This is a genomic window from uncultured Microscilla sp. (assembly GCF_947493425.1).
Classification (GTDB): domain Bacteria; phylum Bacteroidota; class Bacteroidia; order Cytophagales; family Microscillaceae; genus Microscilla.
In genome coordinates this window covers 1-19,986 of record NZ_CANLRP010000073.1, presented here as the reverse complement: position 1 = coordinate 19,986, position 19,986 = coordinate 1, and the positions used below count along the sequence as shown (strand labels likewise).

Genomic DNA, 19,986 nt, shown 5'->3' with positions numbered 1-19,986 from the left:
GTTTTAAAATGATGCCTAAGTTGCATTATTCTATATATGGTGCCAACAGCTAAAACAACTCTATATTTCGTAGCTTGGCAATTAAATAGATGAGGTAGGTAAATAAACCTGTTAATGAAGTTAAAAAAATAACACAGGTTAAAATATAGTACACGAATGTACCTTTTTCTTCCTGAAATTTTATGATAAAAGGAAGCATCATTTTCGCTAGTATAGATGCTAACAATGCAGGTAATACCATAGACATCCAAAGCACTACAAGTACAATAGTTGCAGTGAATGTATTGTAGCTAAAAAAGTAAAAGTATATTTCAAACGGAACGGGAAATAAACCGAGTATTAACAAGATTTTAAAGGTCAATTTCGCCTTTTCTTTGTAAGTTGGCGAAGCTATCAATAGAAAAATGAAGAGCCAAAGTACTAACATCATAGCACACCAGAGTATATAAACCGGAATATTCTTTTGGTCAAGAAAGCCCTTTAATGCCTTTCCTCTCCAATTGATCAAATCATTGTTGAGGTGCTTTTTAGGAATCTTTACCTCAGAAAATGTATAGTTCAACCTTCCTTTATATAAATTAATAATTAATGGAGAACCTTCTCGAAGCGAGCCGTAAAAAATGCTACTAGTGGTAATTTTTTTAAATGCCTTATTTGAAGAGTTGGTAGAGATATAATAATACGTTTTAGCTGAGCTACCTCTTGAACCTCCTGTGTGTTTTACCCGACTTTTTATTTCTGTCACTTGCGCCGTTTCTGTTTTTATAACTTCTCTAAAGCTTTGGTTATAGTTGCTGGATACACTGCCAAGAATGAGGAGAGTAATAAACCAAGCACTTAAAAAACCGATGAATGTTTCTTGGGTATAAGTTTTAAGTTCTTTAAAAGTAAATTTTACCCTTTGTTTAATTCCTTGGGCTATTTTGTATATAGTATAGCCAATGAAGACAGGCATCCAAAAAAATGTACCATAAAGCTCAACTTTTTGTCTTAAACTAGCTGATGACCAAACCAGCACTCCATGAGAAGCACCCTGATCATTGTCAATAATGCCCATGATAAATAAGTAAAGAATGCCTACACAAAGAGTTATCAATAAACAAACTATAGGAAGGATATACTTAATTTTTACTTGGTTTTTTTTCTTCATATGATAGATAGGTAATTGTCAGGTTTTTTTAAGACCACATTCAAAAATTGGTGTTAAATAACCCTTTAGTTAGATACTTATTTTCTTGTTTGTTATTAGTAGTAGTTTGATCAATTTCAGCGCATAAAATCATTTTAGCTTTAGAATTATTGAAAGTGGAAGGAGGCTTCAACTTGTGGGTTTAATATTTCTCAAAGCCATTTTACGATCAAAAGCGATGCTTTCAGAGGAGAAGCATCGCTTGTATAGTTAGGTTTTAGACAGTGTTAAATTTCTGCATACAAACCTTGATCTATTTTAATTTTAGATGTCAGGAAAGAAGAACGGTTGGTACATACCTTTTCTAATGTTATACTGAAGGTGGTTCCAGGCACAGTTATAAACTTAACACCTGGTAAGGTTGTCTCATATACCACTCTACCCATGGCATCTTTAATTATCATTCTTGAGCAATTAGCAGGGTTACCTATGCCATTACATTCACCCCCATCAAATGCTTTTACTTCTAACCTCAAGCGGCTGTAGTTATGAGGTTGAGCTAATTTATAGTGAAAAGTTTTGATCACATTCTTAGTCTCATTGCGTCGAATTGTTTGCGTGAGCGTGTTACCTACATACACATTTCTAGGGGCAAAACTTGAAGCAATTACTGGACAATTGTTAGTGAGACGTTGATTCTTTTGAGTAGTAGGCGTTTGAGCCTCAGGCTTCACCTCTTCTGTAGTATTGCATGATACACATATAAAAGCTGCGCATACAAAAACTACAAGGTATTTGAACATAGATTGCATAATAAAATAAGTTAGGAATTGTTCAAAAATAAATTTACACTCTGAGGGGTGATTTTTCGCCTTGATACTTCGTTATTTTTATTGCCCGTAGCGCTGCTATGGGCGCAAAAAATAGCCTCGTCTCAAAACAAAACCTCTACCTCAAGAATGGTAATTTAATTTCTCACCATTCCTTAGTTACGTTTTGTTTATCAATTAAAAAATATAAAAACCCCTAAGCATCAAGTCTTATGGGGTTTTGGGTGGCATATCACTACCAATTTTGAATCTCAATATTGACATCAGAGCCATTTGCTGTCATCCAGCTTGGGTCGTATATTGTCACAGAAAAATAGTTGCCAGGTACTCGTACATACTTAGTAAGAGGTTGGCAGTTAGTATCCAATATGGTGTTATTATTTCTATCTTTAATTATTAACCTTGGGCAGTCGCTGCTGCAAGAACAACCTTCAGCAAAACCATCTACCTTAATCCAGGTTCTGCTGGTGTTAGAGTTGCCCTCTACTTGGTAGCTATAAGTAATGGTTCCATTGTTCATGCTTGGGCTTACAACGTCTCCAGCTTGTAGTATATCATCCGTTACACGGCTGCTTATCGCATCAGGTGTATTATTTTGGGGGGTGGGTTGTACTTCTTCAGTATTACACGACACCAAAGCAAGTGCAGCACACGCAAAAACCAATAAGTATTTTTTGAAAAATTGCATAATGAATTATGTTTTGTTTGTTAGTAAATGTTAAATAATTCAGCACTAATACCTGAAGCACTATAAGTTATGACTGTGGCCTCAGTAGGTTAGCGATGCAAAGGAAGAGGAAAAAAAGCGGGGAGACTTGGACGTATGTACAGAAAAATTGAATATATGTGTAGATTTTTGTAAGTGTTTGTTAATAAGTGTTTTATGTATTTGATTGCTGATATTTTTTTGGTGTCATCCCAAATTGTTTTTTAAAACAACGGTTAAAATAAGATACATCATTGAAGCCTGCCTGAAATGCAATCTCTTCTATCCGCCCACTTTGTTGTTGAATCAATGAGGCCGCTCTTTTGAGCCGAATGCTTCTGATAAACTCGGTAGTAGACATATTGGTCAAAGCCTTGAGCTTTTGGTGCAAACTAGAGCGACTCATGCCCATTTCCTGGCAAAAAAGCGTAACATCAAAGGCGGTATTACTAAGGTGAACCTCTACTATTTCGATTGCCTTTTTTAGCAATGCCTCATCCATAGAAGTAGCAGTTACCTGCGAGGGTTCAATGGGTAGGTCAGGCGTAGTCAAGCTTTGTTGAAATACCTGCCATAATTTTTCTTTTCTGTTGATAATGTTTCTTACCTTTAGCAAGAGTTCTTTTGAGCTAAATGGTTTGGTAAGGTAGTCATCGCTCCCAATTTCCAGCCCTTTGAGCTTGCTTTCGGGAGAGGCTTTAGCCGATAAAATAATGATAGGAATATGGCTTGTAGCAGGGTTTTTTCTGAGGGTATTTACCAGTTCAAAACCATCTGTTTGAGGCATCATAATATCAGTAATAACCAAGTCAGGCAATTGCTTGATTGCCTGTTCAATGCCTTCTGCCCCGTTGGTGGCTTCTATTACTCGATAAGTACCTATGAGTTCAGATGCAATAAATTGGCGTAACTCAGAATTATCTTCTGTGACCAATACTGTAGGCAGGTCAGTAGCATTGGCGGATTGGTTATTTTGTTCAATTGAGCTATTTTGTGGCTGTGTTGCCCCCATTGTTGTACCATATATTGACGCCTGAGTAATTGCTGAGGTGCCCTCATTGGCACTAACTGGAGTAAATGGGAGCTTTACTACAAAAGTACTTCCTTTATTTTCTTGGCTTTTTACCTCAATGCTGCCTTCGTGTAGTTCTACCAGTTCTTTGACCAACGCCAACCCAATGCCTGTACCTGGATAGTTTTTGGTATTAGAACCGTCTACTTGGTAAAAACGATCGAAAACAAAAGGCAAATCTGCAGGGGCAATACCAATGCCTGTGTCAGTCACTGATATGTTTATTCCATCGAGGTTTTGCCATAAACACACTTCTATGTTCCCTTGGGCTGGGGTAAACTTTAGGGCATTGCTAATTAAATTAAAAACTACTTTCTCGATCTTATCATGATCAAACTGATAATACAAAGCCTGATTTGACGCAGTGAGCTTAATCACAATATTTTTTTGCTGGGCAAGTAGTTCAAACGATGCTATTGCCTCTACCAACAACTGGTATAAACTATTGGTACTGAGTTGCAAGGTCATTTTACCGCTTTCCAATTTCGAGAAATCCATCAACTGATTGATAAGTCTGAGCAAGCGTTGGGCATTGCCAAGTATAGTTTGTGTATACCTTTTACCAGGCTCTTCTTGGTTATATTGTAGTAGCTTTTCGGCAGGCTCTACAATAAGCGTGAGTGGGGTTCTTAACTCGTGCGAGATGCCAGAAAAAAAGTTAGATTGTACTTGATTCAATACTTTGAGTTTTTCGGCTTGTGAAGCAATTTCTTCTTTTTGCTGGGCAAGTTCATAGGTGCGTTGTACTACTATTTGCTCTAGTTTTAGTTTTTCTTTTATCAGTGCGGTCGATCGCCACTTGATCATTCCCCACATCATAAATAATCCTGCTATAATGTACAAGCTGATTGCCCACCAGGTAAGCCACATAGGGGGGCGTACAATGAGCAAAATAGTTTTGGGCGGTGACCAGCCACTGTTAAACTTTTTAGCTCTTATTTCAAACATATAATTTCCTTGTTCAAAGGCATTGTATTCTATTACTTGCTGGGTGGTGTTTTTCCAAGCCCCCTTATTTAAACGATATTGATACCTTATGCCTTCAGGGTAGGTATAACTCAACGTATTAAAATAGATTTTTAGGTTAGATGGATAGTTAAACCTTAGTGTAGATTGAATATGTTGGTGAACACCGTTCAATAGTAGTTCATCGATGTATACCTTTGGAGGAGAGATTTCTTGAAGTGATGAACGAATATTTAATACCGATATTCCTTTACTTGTACCTACCCAAAGCTGTTGCCGACTATCAGCAAATAAGCAGTTAATGTCAGAGGCAATCAACCCGGTTTTATGGTTATAATTAACAAAACTCTTTCCGTCGAAACAAGATAAGCCCTTCTGTGTGCCTATCCACAAACGGTTGTGTTGGTCGAGCTCCAGACTGGTACAATTATCATGGACAAGCCCATCATTTGCTTGAGTAAAACAAGTGATTTGCCCATTTTTAAGGCGGCATAACCCTGCTTTGGTGCCTATCCATAGTGTTCCATCAGGAGTTTTTTTTACTACATTTATAGCATTACTAATCAAGCCTTGGCTGGTATTGATAGTATCTGAAAAACGTAAATCTGGATACTCATTCGTATCAAAAGCCAATAGACCTTGGTTAGATGCAAGCCAGTGCTTCCCCTCATACTCAAATATTTGTGAAACTATCAATCCTTTTTTAAAATAAAAATAAGGTACTTTGAATGGTGATTTTGCTGGGTAAGGATACCAAAAAATACTTTTGTTAGTAAAGCTCCAGATACGATTTTGTTGGTCTACATACGATGGGTTATAAAAAGAGGCATTGTAGAGTTTTGTTGATGTTTGGTGGGCTACTTTATACAAAAATATGTTATTGGAAGTATTCAACTCTGAAGGAGCCACCGATGTCAAAACATTATGACGGCGATCTAAAAACATTCTAAGCACTTGATAGCGAGACGAATGATCAAACACTTGTTGATTGACAAACTTCCCGTTTTGGTAGCGTACCAAACCATCAATAGTACCTACGTATATGTTACCAGTACTATCTTCTTTTATATCTCTGACAAACACATTGGGTAAGCCATCTCGTTGATCATAGTGTTGAAACAATGAAGGACTAATACAATACACCCCATCACCATTGGTAGTGAGCCATAAATTATCTTCTTTGTCTATTTCTATCGCAACAGGGGTTGTTTTGAGCTTGAGGTCTTTTTTTAAATCAGTTAGTTCTTGGGTAGTTGGGTTGTAGCTATAAAACCCTCGATGACTAAATTTGTGGTAGTTAGTGAGAAAGTAAATCACGCCCGAAGAGGCTACTTTTATACTATAAATACTTTCATTGGGCAAATTATGATATGTTTTATCCAATTGCTTTTGGGCATCAATTATCAGTATTTTGCCTTGAGTACCCAACCAGTACCTTCCTTGGGTATCCTGCGAAAGGTGAGTAATAGAGTCATGGCGAATAATGTTGCGGCAAAAAGGAGTAAAAGTGTGATCGTTTTGGTATTGCCAAACTCCAGGGAATTTGCCAAAAAATAAGGTTGTGCCGTCATTTGCCAAGTGTATTTGCACATTGAGTACATTGATCAGTTTTTTAGTTTGTTTCTTTTGCGAATATGTAAGAGTAGTGTCTTGAGTAAGGTAAACCAAGCCAGAAGGACGATTGAGCCATTGGTTTTTGTTGAGAGTGTAATGATGTACTGTATTACCTAAATCTGATAAAAACAATTGATTTTTATCCTTGGCAATATAGGCTACCCTAAACATAGGTTTGTCAACCGTTGGCGTAAATACCGAATCGTCCTTTATACAGTTAACCCCGCCTTTCCAACTACCCAACCACAGTACTCCTTGGTGATCTTCTATTATATCAATGATATAATTGCTCAACAGCCCATCAGAGGTATGATAGACTTTAAAATTCTTTCCGTCAAACCGAGCCAAGCCATCATCAGTACCAATCCAAATATACCCCTTACGGTCTTGCAGTAGCCCATAGCCTATGTTATGGGGCAACCCGTTGTCAGTTGTATAGTGCTTTAAGCTGAACCGGAGCTGGGCAAATACCCCACAGCTGCTCAGTAAAAGGATTGATAATAAAGCTATAGTTACAGTAATTCTCATCAAAGAAGTAGTAAATAGGAGTAGTTTTACTTGATAGATAAAGTTATTCAAAATAACTACATTCAACAAGGCATGTATACCTATTGTTGCCCAATAAATAACACTAGTGGTTTTTCTTGAACTTTTGCTGTTTCAGCTTTAAAACCCTTTTAGAGCTTGTTTAAAGCGGTCGTTTACAGGAGGTTTTATGATGAGTTTTTAGATTAGATACGTCAAACCAAGCTTTGGCGAGTTTATGCAAAACTCTCTAAATCAAGTTCAGAGTTGTAAACCGAACTTGATTCAGGGCTCTTTGAAGCTAATGGGTTGAGTATTTAGTAACGTGTTCGCAATAACTGTCCGGTTTAGAATAAATCCGCTTTACTGCCTTTCGTTACCCCGGCAGTTCCGCCGGGACTGTAAGTTTTTATTGCCCGTAGCGCTGCTACGAGCGCAAAAAATGCCTCAGTCAGTCGTGCGTATTTGCCCTAAAAAACAGAAACTTATTTTGAACACGTTACTTAGTGGTGAAAGTGTTAGACTTGATGGTTGGCTAAATAGCAGTAGGCAGTACTGTATACTTAATGAATAAAAACAGGCAAATAACACCTACTATATGTAGTATTATTTGCCTGTTTTGGAGCTTACAAGGCTAAGAGCCAACTTTTAGCTTCTTCTAAATTATCAAAATACCGGGTAGTGAACAGATTATCTTCAGCATCTTCTACGGTTTGTTCTATCGAAAGCTGGGTAACAAACTCTGTACTGACCAAAAACGCAGCTTTTGTCAAACCAATGCCTAATAATGGAGGGAAGAATGTCTCATTAGTCCAGGCTTGGAGCTCAGGAGAAATTGGAAAGTTAAGCAGGCGAGTGTCAATAATACTTCGATCTGGTTTAGCTTTCAATGTAGCCTGAAGGTAGTTCATCATCTCTGTTTTATAGATGTTTTCATCCATATCTATAGACTTAGATGACCAAGTGACCAGTGATGAATTACTTTTTTTGAAAAATTCTATTTGTATGAATTGACTTTCATAAATAATCATAAGGGATGAAATTAGGTGAAAACTGATTTTTAAGGATTAACCTTATTCATGAAGAGGGTAAGTAATAAGATTTTGTTTTAGAAAAACGTATTGTTGACTTATAGGGTTGCTGTAAAAGCGAAGTGTTTTGTGATATTTTGGTATTTGCATTGTATAGTAACAAACAGTTCTGGGAAAGCAGATAGAAGTTTTTAGCTGTGTAGCACTTGTCTGTGGCTTTCTTTGTACTTTGTTGTAAACCAAAAAAACTATCATCTGATAAGGAAGGCGATCAGACTGGACTAGAAAAAATATAAGAAAATAAGCCTGCCCGTAATGCATACTATACCCTACTGTCGAATAGGAAATGACTCAGACTGGAGCCCTTGAAACTAAGATAAGAGCCAAATTTTAGCTTCTTCAAAATTGTCAAAGTATCGAGTGTTGAACGGATTATCATCTGCACTTTCCATGGTTTGTTCTACTGAGAGTTGGGTGACAAATTCAGCGCTTACCACAAATGCGGCCTTGTTTAGACCCATATCTAACAATGGAGGGAAGCAAGTGACATTAGTCCAGGTTTGTAGCTCTGGCGAGATGGGGAAGTTGAGCGAACGAGTGTCAACTATACTTTTGTCTGGCTTAGCTTTTAGGGTAGCCTGAAGGTAATTCATCATTTCTGTTTTATAGGTCGCTTCATCCATTTCTGAAGTTTTGGGTGACCAACGAACCAATGATGAATTGTTTTCTTCGTAAAACTCTATTTGCAAAAATGGGCTTTCATAAATAACCATAAGGTGTGAAATTAGTTGAAAAACTGAAATGTCGAAGGTTATAATTACTTACTAGAGTAAGGGTTTGATTAAAATCTACAAGACGTGTTATTGATTTATAGAGTTGCTATAAAGGCGATATATTTTGTTGTGTAAATTGTACAATACCAAGTGAAAAATGAGTGTAGTGTCACTTGTTGAAGCTAATAGGCAAGCTTTGTATTAGTTAAAATAGAATAAAAACAACAAAACCCTGCTTATGTAAACAGGGTTTTGTTGTAGTAATGCATAACAAAGTTACCAATTCAATGCTTCAGAACCTTCATTCTTATGCATTAGTACCTAATGATTTGCTGCTACTTACGGTTTACCACTAACCTCATAGATTTGGTAGCGTTGTGTTCAGCGTCAGTAATCACCATTTGGTACAATCCACCTTTGATATGCTCAGGTATGCTCCATTCGTTGTCTATTTGAGTAGCCTTAAATGTGCCCACCTTTCTACCACTTATCAAATCATAAAGCGTGATGGTAACTTCTTTAGTTTCAGTAGGTAAAGCGACCGAAATGCGTTCAGTAGTAGGATTAGGATAGACAGCTACTTTTAGTTCTTTAATATCTTTGATAGGTAATGGCCATATCACAGGTTTTTTGTTGCAAACAGTCTCAAGTCTGATTCCATCTACCATCAACTCTGCTTGCCCATTGCTTGGGTAACTGTTAAGCTGAGGGTAGATCCATAGTTGAGAGTAGTTGTTATTAGCCCTAAAAGTGATTGTTTTCTCTGTCCAGTTTGATAAGTTCAAGCCAGAAGCATACAAGGTTTGTTGGCTACTTACCGATGGTATAGTAGATGAGGTAGATGTTCCACTAGGCACATTGTTGGCAATTTTTACATAAAACTGTCCATCAGGATTATTGGTTCTTACCCAAAATCTGATCTTATAAGTTTTACCACTTTGAAGCCCCACATTTGTCACAATGCCTTCGCCTTTGCCAGAGTAAGACCACATCCAAGCCGAACGACTTCCTTGTCCAGTGGCGCCTCCACTAATACTTGGCGTACCGTGCGATTGTTTCCAGCCAGTTACTTGCCCAGCCGAAAAAGCAAAACCATGGTTAGTACCTGTCAAGCTCTCAAAGCTATAGTTAGGTACATATACAGAAACAGGAGTGCACGTAGAAATACTGATTCCATCTATCATCAACTCTGCTTGCCCATTGTTTGGATAACTATTAAGCTGAGGGTAAATCCACAACTGAGAGTAGTTGCTGGTAGCTGTAAATGTAATGGTTCTTTTGGTCCAGTTTGGAAAAACCAACCCTGCGCTATAGATCGTTTTTTGACTACTTACCGATGGTATACTGCTAGAGGTTCCATTAGGCACACCATTAGCAGCCTTTACATAAAACTGTCCGTCAGGATTATTGGTTCTTACCCAAAAACTTACGGTATAAGTACGCCCCGCCGCGAAGCTATATGCTTGAACAATACCCTCGCCTTTGCCAGAGTAAGACCACATCCAAGCCGAACGGTTTCCCTGACCAGGTGCTCCACCTGTAATGCTGGGTGTTCCATGCGATTGTTTCCAGCCAACTACTTGCCCTGCTGAAAAAGCAAAACCGTGGTTGGTTCCTGTAAGATTCTCAAAACTACCATTAGTTTGAGCATAGCCAGCTATGCAAAAGCATGCCATTGCTAAGAGGAGTGATAACTGTCGTTTCATAAGTGAAATATTAAATCTGGTTTTGTTTGGAATGATTAACCTTCATTGTTTTTATAGATAAATAGTGCTAAAAAATAATTAAGTGTTTAACACTGTTTTACCTGTTTTTTCCAAGAGGTTCACTGTACAATGTCTTTATGTTTGACACTGCAAAAGTAAGAGGTCAAGCAATGGTTTTGTACCAAGATTTAAAAAATAAAAACTTTGATAATCAACAGTTTATAGATTTTTTTCTTAACTTTTTTGGCAAAGAATATTTGGAGTTGAAACCTGGATTTGCGTTTTATACACTCAGCTTTTTTGCCAATAACTTAAATATGGCTTCTTGTTCAAGTGTGTCCCAACTATTTGGAGGATACCCTAGAAATTGCAATATTTTTTTTCTGTTGTTTTGTTTCAAGTGGTCTCCTTCCTGCACGTAGTACTTAAGAGTATTGATGGACATATCAAGCATACAAGCAAGGTTACGATAATGCCCATGTCGCCAGGTTTCCATGGGGTCCAGCAAGTTTTTAAATTGATTATAAATGCTGTTAGTAGCTTGTACCTGAGAACGAGCTTGAGTAATGATTTGGTCAAGTATGGCTCTTTTTACCAAATGACCTTGGGTAATAGCGTCTAAATTCACTGATGAATACTGGTTAAGTTTTAAGTAAAATAAGTGGTTAGCCGGAATTCATTACAAACCAACAAGTAAGTAAAAGGCAAGCCTTTCAACTTGCCTTTATCTGTCAAAATTTGAGTCACTTATTGAAGATAAATCATCTCTGCTTTTGTAATATGCTTTATCTTTTGATATCATCACTTATCTTGGCTTTTAATAATGGATTGCCAACAGAGGGCAAAAATCACTGTTTTTATTTACACCTAAAAAGACAAGACAAGCTCCATACTTGCAATTTGTAGTTTGATAACCGACCAGTTATTTGTATTATTTGATGATGCAAAGGAAGGTAAAACCTGATAGGGACACTTGGACGTATGTTGAAAAAAACCAGACATATCTGTAATTTGCATTAAAATGTGGCTTGTTGGTTGACTGTGAGGGGCATTTGCCAATAACTCATCAAAGCTACTGGTATTTTTTTGGGGTTACTCCAAACTGTTTTTTGAAACAACGGTTAAAATAAGATATATCGTTGAAACCTACCTGAAACGCAATTTCTTCGATACGGCCACTTTTTTGTTTAATCAACGAAGCTGCTCGTTTAAGCCTAATGGTACGGATAAATTCAGTAGTAGATAAATTGGTAATGGCCTTTAGTTTTTTGAACAAGCCAGATTGACTCATGCCCATTTCTTTGCTAAATGCTGAAACATCAAACCCTGTATTATTGAGGTGTTCTTCTACTGTATCAAGTGCTTTTGTCAAAAAAACTTCATCCATAGAAGTGGCGGTTACCTGAGAGGGTTCTACTACAAGCTCTGGCTTGGTCATGTGCTGCATAAATGCTTCTTTGAGTTTTTCCCTTCTTTCCAGTGTGTTTTTTATTCTAAGCACAAGCTCTCTAGGGCTAAATGGTTTTGTGAGATAGTCGTCTCCACCAGTTTCTAATCCAGTAATTTTACTCTCAAAAGACGCCTTTGCTGATAAAATAATGATCGGTATGTGGCAGGTTTGTGGGTTATTTCTAAGTGTTCTTAATAACTCCAACCCATCAGCTTTTGGCATCATCAGGTCACTTATAATCAAGTCGGGCAGTTGGCTGGTAGCTTTTTCAATGCCTTCTACACCATCTGCTGCTTCTATTACCTGATAAGTCACAGTTAGTTCTGTCCTTATAAACTGTCGGAGTTCATGGTTATCTTCTACCACCAATATGGTATGACTTGCCTGGACTGGCAAAGAAGGTGTTGTTTGCTCTTCTTGTGTATTTATATCTACCGGGTCGGTCAGCGTGAGCGCTGTTTCTTTTGTAGGAGCCATTGCTTGTGAAGAGTGACAAACAATGGGCAGTTGAATAAAAAATGTGGTGCCTTTATCCACTTCACTGCTTGCTTTTATGTTGCCTCCGTGTAGTTCCACCAGTTCTTTTACCAATGACAACCCAATACCAGTACCTTCGTGTGTTCTGGTTTGTGATCCATCTACCTGATAAAACCTGTCAAATATAAAAGGAAGTGACTGAGGAGGGATACCAATCCCTGTATCTGATACCTTGATTTGTACCATCTCCTCTTTTTGTTTTACTTCTATAGTAACCCAACCGTTTTCGGGAGTAAACTTCAGTGCGTTGGACAATAAATTAAAAAACACTTTCTCAAGCTTATCATGGTCAAACTCACCCATGATCTCCTCTTGATGCAATAGCAACTTAAGACCAATGTTTTTTTGATTGGCAAGTAGCTCGAAAGAATGGATGATGTTTTTCAAGAAAACGTGAAATTTACCTGTTTTAAGTTGTAAAATGAGTTTGCCGCTTTCTAATTTCGAGAAGTCTAACAATTGGTTAATCAGCTTTAAAAGGCGTTGGGCGTTGTTTAATATGGACTTTGAGTGAGATTGGGTGGTAGCGTTTTCGGTCGAATGAAGTATTTGTTCGGCAGGACCAATAATTAGGGTAAGTGGTGTACGAAGTTCGTGTGAAACATTAGAGAAAAAATGAGATTTTATTTGATCCATTTCTTTAAGCTTTTCTGCTTGTGAAGCAATTTCTTCTTTTTGTTGGGCAAGCTCAAAAGTCCGTTGTACTACTACTTGTTCTAGCTTAAGTTTATCTTTTATAAGTTGTTGTGAGCGCCACTTGACAATGCCATATACCAGTATAACAAAACCTACGCCTACCAATACTTTGAACCACCAGGTATCCCAAAAAGGAGGAATTACCTCAAATACTATTTTGGTAGGTGTAGACCAGGCGCTGTTGAACTTCTTGGCTCTTACTTCAAACAGGTAGGTTCCTTTGGTAAGGGTGTTGTACTCTACAAAAGCCTGGCTGGTTTCTTGCCACTTGCCTCCATTGAGTCGGTACTGATAGCGAACTCCTTCATTGTAGGTATAAGTCAAGGCTGAGAAGTATAGCTTAAGGTGAGAGTGATAATTAACCTGAAAGGGAGCATTTAAACTTTGATCAATGCCGTTGACCTGAATATTTTCTATATATAGTTTGGGTGGTGCCACCTGCTTAAAGGGTTTACTAAGGTTTAACCTGGACACCCCCTTGCTTGTACCTATCCAAAGTTGCTTTTTATTGCTTAAAAACAAACAGTTAATATCAGAAGCAATGAGTCCGTTTTTATGGTTATAGTTGATAAATTGTTTACCATCAAAACGAGACAAGCCCTTGGAAGTACCCACCCATACAATCCCATTATGATCTACCAATACCTGATTGCAATTGTTCGATACCAGCCCATCAGAAGCATCAAAACACTCTACCTTACCATTGTACCATTTGCATATACCTTCTTTGGTGCCTATCCATAGTGCTCCTTTTTTACCTATGGCTACTTGATTTATAAAATTACTGCTCAAACCATCCGCTATATTAAGAGTATCTGTAAGAGTAACTTTTAGACTATTGTTGCTTAAAATGGTATACTCAAGGGCAAAAAGCCCTTTATTAGTAACCAACCAGTGTTTGCCTTGGTACTCTAATACTTGATGGATCATTATTTCTTTACCAAGTTTGTAACCACTGATATAAAAAGAATTAGCCTTAGAATAATCACAAAAAGCAAGATTATTATCTTGAAATGTCCATATCTTATTTTGACTATCAAGGTATGGATTGTTACCAAGCGTATAGTTATTGAGTTTTTTAAGTTGTGTGGTAGTTTTCTTGAATAAATGATTCTGAGAGCCTTTCTTAATATTTTGTAAAATACTAATCAATAATGATTGATTTTGATCCTTTATTATGCTGTTTACTTCCTCCGAAGCATTTTTCCCAACTAAATACTTTCTTGAAAAAACATTGTTTTTATAAACAAATACCCCGTTGATAGTACCTACATAAATGTTTCCCTCTTTATCTTCATTAATTGTATTTACAAAAATATTTGTAAGCCCATCTTGTTTATCATAATTTGTAAAAGGATGAGATAACATACAATATACTCCTTCACCATTGGTAATAAGCCACACATTATCTTCGTGGTCTACTTTTACTGCTACCGGCAATACCTTTAAACCAAGTTTGGTTTTAAGATCAACAGAAGTTGCTGTAGTAGGGTCATAACTATAAAATCCCCGGTTATTGAGGTTGATATAGTTTGTAATAAAATAGATTTTACCTGAAGAAGTCACTTCTACGTTGGTAATATTCTGATTGGGTAATCCCCTTTGAATCACCTCTACGTTTTTTGCTGTATCTATTTTTAAAATTTTACCTTTACAACTTACCCAATAAGTTTGGTTAATGTCTTGAGAAATGTCGTATACTGTGTCATTTTTGATTATATCAGGGTAAAAACGGGTAAAAATTGTGTCATTGTGGTATTGCCATACTCCCGGAAGCGAGCCAAATAATAACATGGCTTTGTTGGAAGCGATATAGGCTTGGGTATAATCTAACTTTCGTACATAACCTAATTTTGAGTATTCAGATGGAGGCATAGAATGATCATACCTGGGGAAAGAATCCTTGGTTTGGTACAAAAAAACAGCTTTTTTGTGATGATTAAACTTCAACTCGTTATTTGAATAAGTATAAGGATATAAAATAGACCGCCGATTAGACAACCACAATTTATCTCCTTGAATACCTACATAAGATACTCGAAATAGAGGCAGGTCAATTTTAGGGGTAAAAATGGAGTCATTGTATAAATAGTTGAGCCCACCTTTCCACGAGCCAATCCATAGTTTACCATCTTGGCTTTCGGTCAGGTTGATGATATAATTGCTCAGCAAACCATCAGCACTTCGGTAGGTTTTAAAGTGCTTGCCATTAAAACGTACCAACCCATCATCGGTGCCAAGCCAAATATAATTTTTACTGTCTTGAATTACATCAAAGCCAATGTTATGAGGCAATCCATTGTCGGTAGTATATTGCTTGATATGAGGTGAATTTTGTAGTTGTGCAAAGCCTGATGATGAAGTAATAAACAGTAATAGAGTGTAAATTGCTGTTTTAATATTCATGTATTTAATCAATCTATTTTAGTGATACCTTTTGTAAAATATCGTATAGTTTAGACCTTTACAATGGTTAATTTACGCATATCTGGCGTCATTTCTGAAGTTTGACCTTATTTCTTTTGGTAAGTGTGGACAATCTGCTAAATGCTTGTTTATCAAACTATTGTTTTGCCAACGATATTTCAATATGTAGTATAAATGAAGCTTAGGACGGGTAGCTCTACACTCGAAATGTTGACTGCCCATGGCTTATTGGTTGGTTTTACCACAAAATTTGGCGAATAACACATTGTTTTTGTAATATAATAATATGCAAGGGTTTGTATAGTTGCAATTTTATTATATCAATGATTAAATTAGCTCGACTTGTCACTAATCAATGGCAAACAAGGTTATATTGCGTATTGTTTACTTTTGGATAAGCAAAATAATCAAAGACTATAGACCAAATTACAGAAGATACCAATATGAGTTATATAGATTACTATCAGGTGTTGGGGGTAAGCAAAAATGCCAGCGAAGCAGAGATAAAAAAAGCTTACCGCAACCAAGCACGCAAATATCACCCTGATGTAAACCAAGGTAATAAGGAGGCAGAACGTAAGTTTAAAGAAGTAAACGAAGCCTATGAAGTGTTAAGCAACACCGAAAAACGCAGCAAGTACGACCAATATGGCAGTAATTGGAAAAATGCTGGAGCTGGGGGCGACTCTTTTACTTATGATGGTGAGGGCTTCGATTCCCAATATTTTTCCGACTTTTTTAATGATTTATTTGGCGGTGGTGGTGGCTTTGGCGGGGGCAGACGTACCCGTAGTACCCGTGGCGAAAATATGGTAGCTGAACTCGAGCTCAACCTACGTGATGTGTACCAAACCCACAAACGTACTTTAGATATAAACGGCAAAAGTTTACGCGTTACTATTCCGGCAGGCATAGATGATGGTCAAAAAATTCGTCTGAAAGGACAAGGAGCACCTGGCGCTTTTGGTGGCGAAAAGGGGGACTTGTATATAACTTTTCGTATTCACCCCGATCCGGTATTTGAACGCAAAGGTGCCGATTTATATGCCGATGTGTCAGTAGATTTATACACTGCATTGTTGGGGGGAAACATAGAGGTTGAAACACTGGGAGGAAACGTGAAAATTAAAATCAAGCCCGAAACTGCCAACGGTACTAAAATGCGTTTGAGGGGCAAAGGGTTTCCTGTGTATAAACAAGCAGATGATTTTGGTGATTTATACATCACTCTTAAGGTGGTATTGCCTACCGACTTGAGCGAAGCCGAAAAAACCTTGTTTACTCACCTTGCCGAGTTGAGAAAAAAATAATCAACAACAGTACAAGGGCAAAATGTCCATAAGTTTAAAAAAAAGGTCTTTCTGATACGTCAGAAAGACCTTTTTTAAGTCATAGGTTAGTTTGGTATATATGTATATGCCTGTTTTTTGCCGTTGGGAGCCAAACAATACAAACCTCCAGGAACAAACTCTAGTGTATATATAGTTTTACCATTAGGAAACCTCACCTTAACTATTGTTGTGCCTTCCATGCCACTAATTACCTCTTTTGTACTTAATACCACCAGTTTGATACGCTTGGCGTTGCGTGAGGTATAATACCAATACTCAGCTACTTTAGAGTTATTTTTGGCAGACTTAGAAATAATGTATTCTGTAACCCCATTGCCATAAAAATTGTGGCACTTGTATTTGTTACGCCATTGAGCCTGGGCGCTAATAGTACTAAAGAACATGCCTACCAGCAAGAGAAAAAAAAGTTTTTTTGTCATCATCATCGTATTTAGTTGGTAAGGAATGGTGTAAAAATAAATTTCTATAGTTTAATAAAATATTTTGTTGCTAGACGCGGCACGGCAATATCCAGTGGATATTGAGCGAGCTTGAGGGATGGTCGGCTAATAGCATCGCTATTCGGCTATTTTTTAACAAAGTATAGCCTCAAAAGATGAGGTTAAGAATGTAAATTTATTTTGGTACCATTCCTAACCGTTTTCTGGTCAAACGTTTGGTTCTTCAACTTAGTTAAGATCTACCTGACAAATCCAATAAACTGCCCCGTACTAACAACAATACTCCACAGTGATTTTAGCCAAAGTTGCCTACTGATTACCTTCGGTGAGCACCGATATACATCGGTATCTAAGGACTCGCCAGAGGCTCGGTTATCAGTAGGTTATGATTTTAAAAACTATTTAATTGCACGTTTAAACCTAAAACTGAAACCCTTTTAAAAATAAAGTAGGTAAACAATTTTAGTATAAACTACTGATTTACAGGGTTTAATAAGGTAAACATTTACTCGAATCAGCTACGGACTATGGACTAAATACTATGGACTATTGAACAAGGCAGTTTCATAAAATTCAGCATTAAAACTTTATTTAAGCAACTTATCAATGGTATTGTAGCTCACCGAGTGATAGTTGGGGCGTGCCTTGGCATATACTTGCTTTGCCAATGCTTTGCCTTCTTCAGTCGTAATCATTGATTTGTACAAAGGCACCAAAAACTTACGACGACCTACATTTATCAAAAATTTCTCAAGGGCTGGGTAGGCTTCGTTGTATCCACTAGGCACTGCCCGGCTCAACCACTCAGCGGCTATCTCAGAGTTACCCGATTGGGTCAATTTAAACGTGGCATCCAGTTCCTTAAGTTTTGCTACCTCTACCTTGGTGGGGAGCTTACGCAAAAAGTGCAACCATTCGTGGGTACTCCATTCTTTGGTATCAAGTTCTGCCGGGTTTTTGCCACCTTCCCAGGCAGCATATGCCTTGTCAATATTTTCAAAACGGGTAGCTTTTACTTTAGGGCAGTTGGCAGGCAAACCAGGTTGATATACCCATTCATCTAAGTTGAGCTTGGTTGCCTCAGGCAATGCTTGCTTCAAATGGGCAAGAAAACCTTCGGTGTCCATAGATTGGAACTTGTATTGGGCAAAGTAGTTTTTCAAAAACTCGTCAAATTTTTCCTTGCCTACAGTTTCGGCAATGAGTCTCAAAAAGAAATAGCCTTTTTCGTATGCAATGTCGTTCATGCCATCGTCTGGGTTACGCCCTTTCAACGCCAACTTGAGTTTAGTATCTTCTTTTTCGAGCCCTTTTACAGTTTCTTGCAAATCTTGTAATCCTAGCTTAGCAAGCATTTCAGCGTAAGACTCTCCCCGAAGTGCTCCCATAATTTTTCGTTCAAAAAATACTGTAAACCCTTCGTTGAGCCAGAAGTCATTCCAAGTATTATTAGTGACTAAGTTACCTGACCACGAGTGGGCCAGTTCGTGGGCTATCAACGAGGTAAGCGAACGGTCACCCGCCAAAATAGTAGGCGTAGCAAAAGTCAAACGTGGGTTTTCCATTCCGCCAAAAGGAAAACTTGGGGGCAACACAATTACATCGTAGCGCCCCCATTCATACTTGCCATAAATGCCCTCAGCTGCCTCAAGCATTTTTTCCATATTGGCAAACTCGTAAGTACACTTGTCTAGCATTGATGGCTCGGCATACACACCCGTACGTTCGCCTATTTTGCCAAAAGCCAAATCGCCTACTGATAGTGCCAACAAATAAGCCGGAATAGGTTGGGGCATTTTAAAATTATATACTCCTTCCGCATTTTTTTCTGTGGGGTTTTCGGCACTCATCAATGCCATTAAGTCTTTGGGGACAGTTACTTTAGCCGAGTAGGTAAAACGAATACCAGGGCTGTCTTGGCAAGGTACCCAACTACGCGCTAAAATAGCCTGTGATTGGGTAAACAAGAAAGGGTGTTTTTTGCCTGCGGTTTGTTGAGGACTTAGCCATTGCAATGCTTCAGCTTGTGGGTTGGTTTGATAATACACCGTTACTTTTTTAGTGTCAGGGCTAATATCTATCACCAACGCATTGCCTAAGTGTTCTACTGTACTTTCTAGCGTAAATTTGGCCTCTTTTTCATCATCGCCAATGGTTACTTTATCAATACCTAATTCTTTGGTGTCTAGGTATAGCTTATCCGTTTTAGCTTTATTGTCTAAAGTAATAATAGCTTTACCAGTAATGATCTTGTTGTCAAAATCAACCTTAATGTCCAATGCCAAATCAGTCATTACTGCTTCTTTAGCTTTAGCAAAGGTGTGTACATCTACGCTTTTTAGTTCCATATTTTTAGTAATTGAAGTAGTTCGAGAGGTGTCTTGGGTGTTGGTAGAGTCACTATTTTCTTTGTTATCATTGCTGCCTCCACAGCTCACCAAAGCCAACAAGAGCCCTGCGATGCTCAATAAATGAAGTAGTTTGTTTTTCATGTTTTTCAGATTGGTTTATACTTTATGAAGGGGCAAATTAAATAAAATGGCTTAATTCGAGACAATACTCCGCAGTGATTTTAGTCAAAGTTGATTACTGATTACCTTCGGTGAGCTCCCGTTGGTCGGTTATCAAATGGCTATAAGTTTAAAAACTATTTAATTTAGACGTAAACCTGAAACCCTTTGAAAAATAAAGCAAGTACACAAATTTAATATACGCCATTGGTTTACAATGAT

Annotated in this window: 12 protein-coding genes; 1 reads left to right on the top strand and 11 read right to left on the bottom strand. The window is 37.7% G+C overall.

Annotated features, from left to right (window positions below):
* Positions 1–49: 49 nt before the first annotated feature.
* The 9 genes from Q0954_RS18225 to Q0954_RS18185 form a co-directional block, all read right to left on the bottom strand.
* On the bottom strand, positions 50–1,150 hold the full coding sequence (locus Q0954_RS18225; RefSeq protein ID WP_299459013.1) for a hypothetical protein: 1,101 nt from the start codon (positions 1,148–1,150) through the stop codon (positions 50–52).
* A 266-nt stretch (positions 1,151–1,416) separates the two neighbouring features.
* Complete coding sequence (locus Q0954_RS18220) at positions 1,417–1,941, bottom strand: hypothetical protein (RefSeq protein WP_299459011.1); 525 nt, start codon at positions 1,939–1,941, stop codon at positions 1,417–1,419.
* Between the two features lie 253 nt (positions 1,942–2,194).
* On the bottom strand, positions 2,195–2,647 hold the full coding sequence (locus tag Q0954_RS18215) for a hypothetical protein (RefSeq protein WP_299459009.1): 453 nt from the start codon (positions 2,645–2,647) through the stop codon (positions 2,195–2,197).
* Between the two features lie 193 nt (positions 2,648–2,840).
* Positions 2,841–6,845: a two-component regulator propeller domain-containing protein gene (locus tag Q0954_RS18210; RefSeq protein WP_299459007.1), complete on the bottom strand. Its 4,005-nt coding sequence runs from the start codon at positions 6,843–6,845 to the stop codon at positions 2,841–2,843.
* 623 nt (positions 6,846–7,468) lie between these two features.
* Entirely contained in the window at positions 7,469–7,873 is a 405-nt protein-coding gene (locus Q0954_RS18205; protein ID WP_299459005.1) for a hypothetical protein, read from the bottom strand.
* Between the two features lie 371 nt (positions 7,874–8,244).
* Positions 8,245–8,646 carry a hypothetical protein gene (locus Q0954_RS18200; protein WP_299459003.1) on the bottom strand — a complete coding sequence of 134 codons (402 nt, stop codon included), beginning with the start codon at positions 8,644–8,646 and terminating at the stop codon, positions 8,245–8,247.
* A 335-nt stretch (positions 8,647–8,981) separates the two neighbouring features.
* Complete coding sequence (locus Q0954_RS18195; RefSeq protein ID WP_299459001.1) at positions 8,982–10,322, bottom strand: T9SS type A sorting domain-containing protein; 1,341 nt, start codon at positions 10,320–10,322, stop codon at positions 8,982–8,984.
* A gap of 313 nt (positions 10,323–10,635) precedes the next feature.
* Complete coding sequence (locus tag Q0954_RS18190) at positions 10,636–10,980, bottom strand: hypothetical protein (RefSeq protein WP_299458999.1); 345 nt, start codon at positions 10,978–10,980, stop codon at positions 10,636–10,638.
* Between the two features lie 444 nt (positions 10,981–11,424).
* Entirely contained in the window at positions 11,425–15,441 is a 4,017-nt protein-coding gene (locus tag Q0954_RS18185; protein WP_299458997.1) for an ATP-binding protein, read from the bottom strand.
* Positions 15,442–15,905: 464 nt separating this feature from the next.
* Here Q0954_RS18185 and Q0954_RS18180 point away from each other — a divergent pair, with 464 nt between their 5' ends.
* Positions 15,906–16,772, top strand: a complete 867-nt coding sequence (locus tag Q0954_RS18180; RefSeq protein ID WP_299458995.1) for a J domain-containing protein — start codon at positions 15,906–15,908, stop codon at positions 16,770–16,772.
* 86 nt (positions 16,773–16,858) lie between these two features.
* On the opposite strand, the gene Q0954_RS18175 is transcribed toward Q0954_RS18180, so the two are convergent.
* Together Q0954_RS18175 and Q0954_RS18170 are read right to left on the bottom strand one after the other, a co-directional pair.
* Positions 16,859–17,239, bottom strand: coding sequence for a hypothetical protein (locus Q0954_RS18175; RefSeq protein WP_299458993.1), 381 nt, complete (start codon positions 17,237–17,239; stop codon positions 16,859–16,861).
* 602 nt (positions 17,240–17,841) lie between these two features.
* The gene (locus Q0954_RS18170) at positions 17,842–19,746 is read right to left on the bottom strand and encodes a M1 family metallopeptidase (RefSeq protein WP_299458991.1); all 1,905 of its coding nucleotides are present in this window, start codon (positions 19,744–19,746) and stop codon (positions 17,842–17,844) included.
* Positions 19,747–19,986 lie beyond the last annotated feature (240 nt).

What these genes read in the sequence shown, in the direction of transcription:
- Q0954_RS18205 (WP_299459005.1), bottom strand. Translation starts at nt 7,873, where the DNA reads ATGATTATTTATGAAAGTCAATTCATACAAATAGAATTTTTCAAAAAA.
- Q0954_RS18185 (WP_299458997.1), bottom strand. Translation starts at nt 15,441, where the DNA reads ATGAATATTAAAACAGCAATTTACACTCTATTACTGTTTATTACTTCA.
- Q0954_RS18195 (WP_299459001.1), bottom strand. Translation starts at nt 10,322, where the DNA reads ATGGCATGCTTTTGCATAGCTGGCTATGCTCAAACTAATGGTAGTTTT.
- Q0954_RS18220 (WP_299459011.1), bottom strand. Translation starts at nt 1,941, where the DNA reads ATGCAATCTATGTTCAAATACCTTGTAGTTTTTGTATGCGCAGCTTTT.
- Q0954_RS18180 (WP_299458995.1), top strand. Translation starts at nt 15,906, where the DNA reads ATGAGTTATATAGATTACTATCAGGTGTTGGGGGTAAGCAAAAATGCC.
- Q0954_RS18210 (WP_299459007.1), bottom strand. Translation starts at nt 6,845, where the DNA reads ATGAGAATTACTGTAACTATAGCTTTATTATCAATCCTTTTACTGAGC.
- Q0954_RS18200 (WP_299459003.1), bottom strand. Translation starts at nt 8,646, where the DNA reads ATGGTTATTTATGAAAGCCCATTTTTGCAAATAGAGTTTTACGAAGAA.
- Q0954_RS18175 (WP_299458993.1), bottom strand. Translation starts at nt 17,239, where the DNA reads ATGATGATGACAAAAAAACTTTTTTTTCTCTTGCTGGTAGGCATGTTC.
- Q0954_RS18170 (WP_299458991.1), bottom strand. Translation starts at nt 19,746, where the DNA reads ATGAAAAACAAACTACTTCATTTATTGAGCATCGCAGGGCTCTTGTTG.
- Q0954_RS18215 (WP_299459009.1), bottom strand. Translation starts at nt 2,647, where the DNA reads ATGCAATTTTTCAAAAAATACTTATTGGTTTTTGCGTGTGCTGCACTT.
- Q0954_RS18225 (WP_299459013.1), bottom strand. Translation starts at nt 1,150, where the DNA reads ATGAAGAAAAAAAACCAAGTAAAAATTAAGTATATCCTTCCTATAGTT.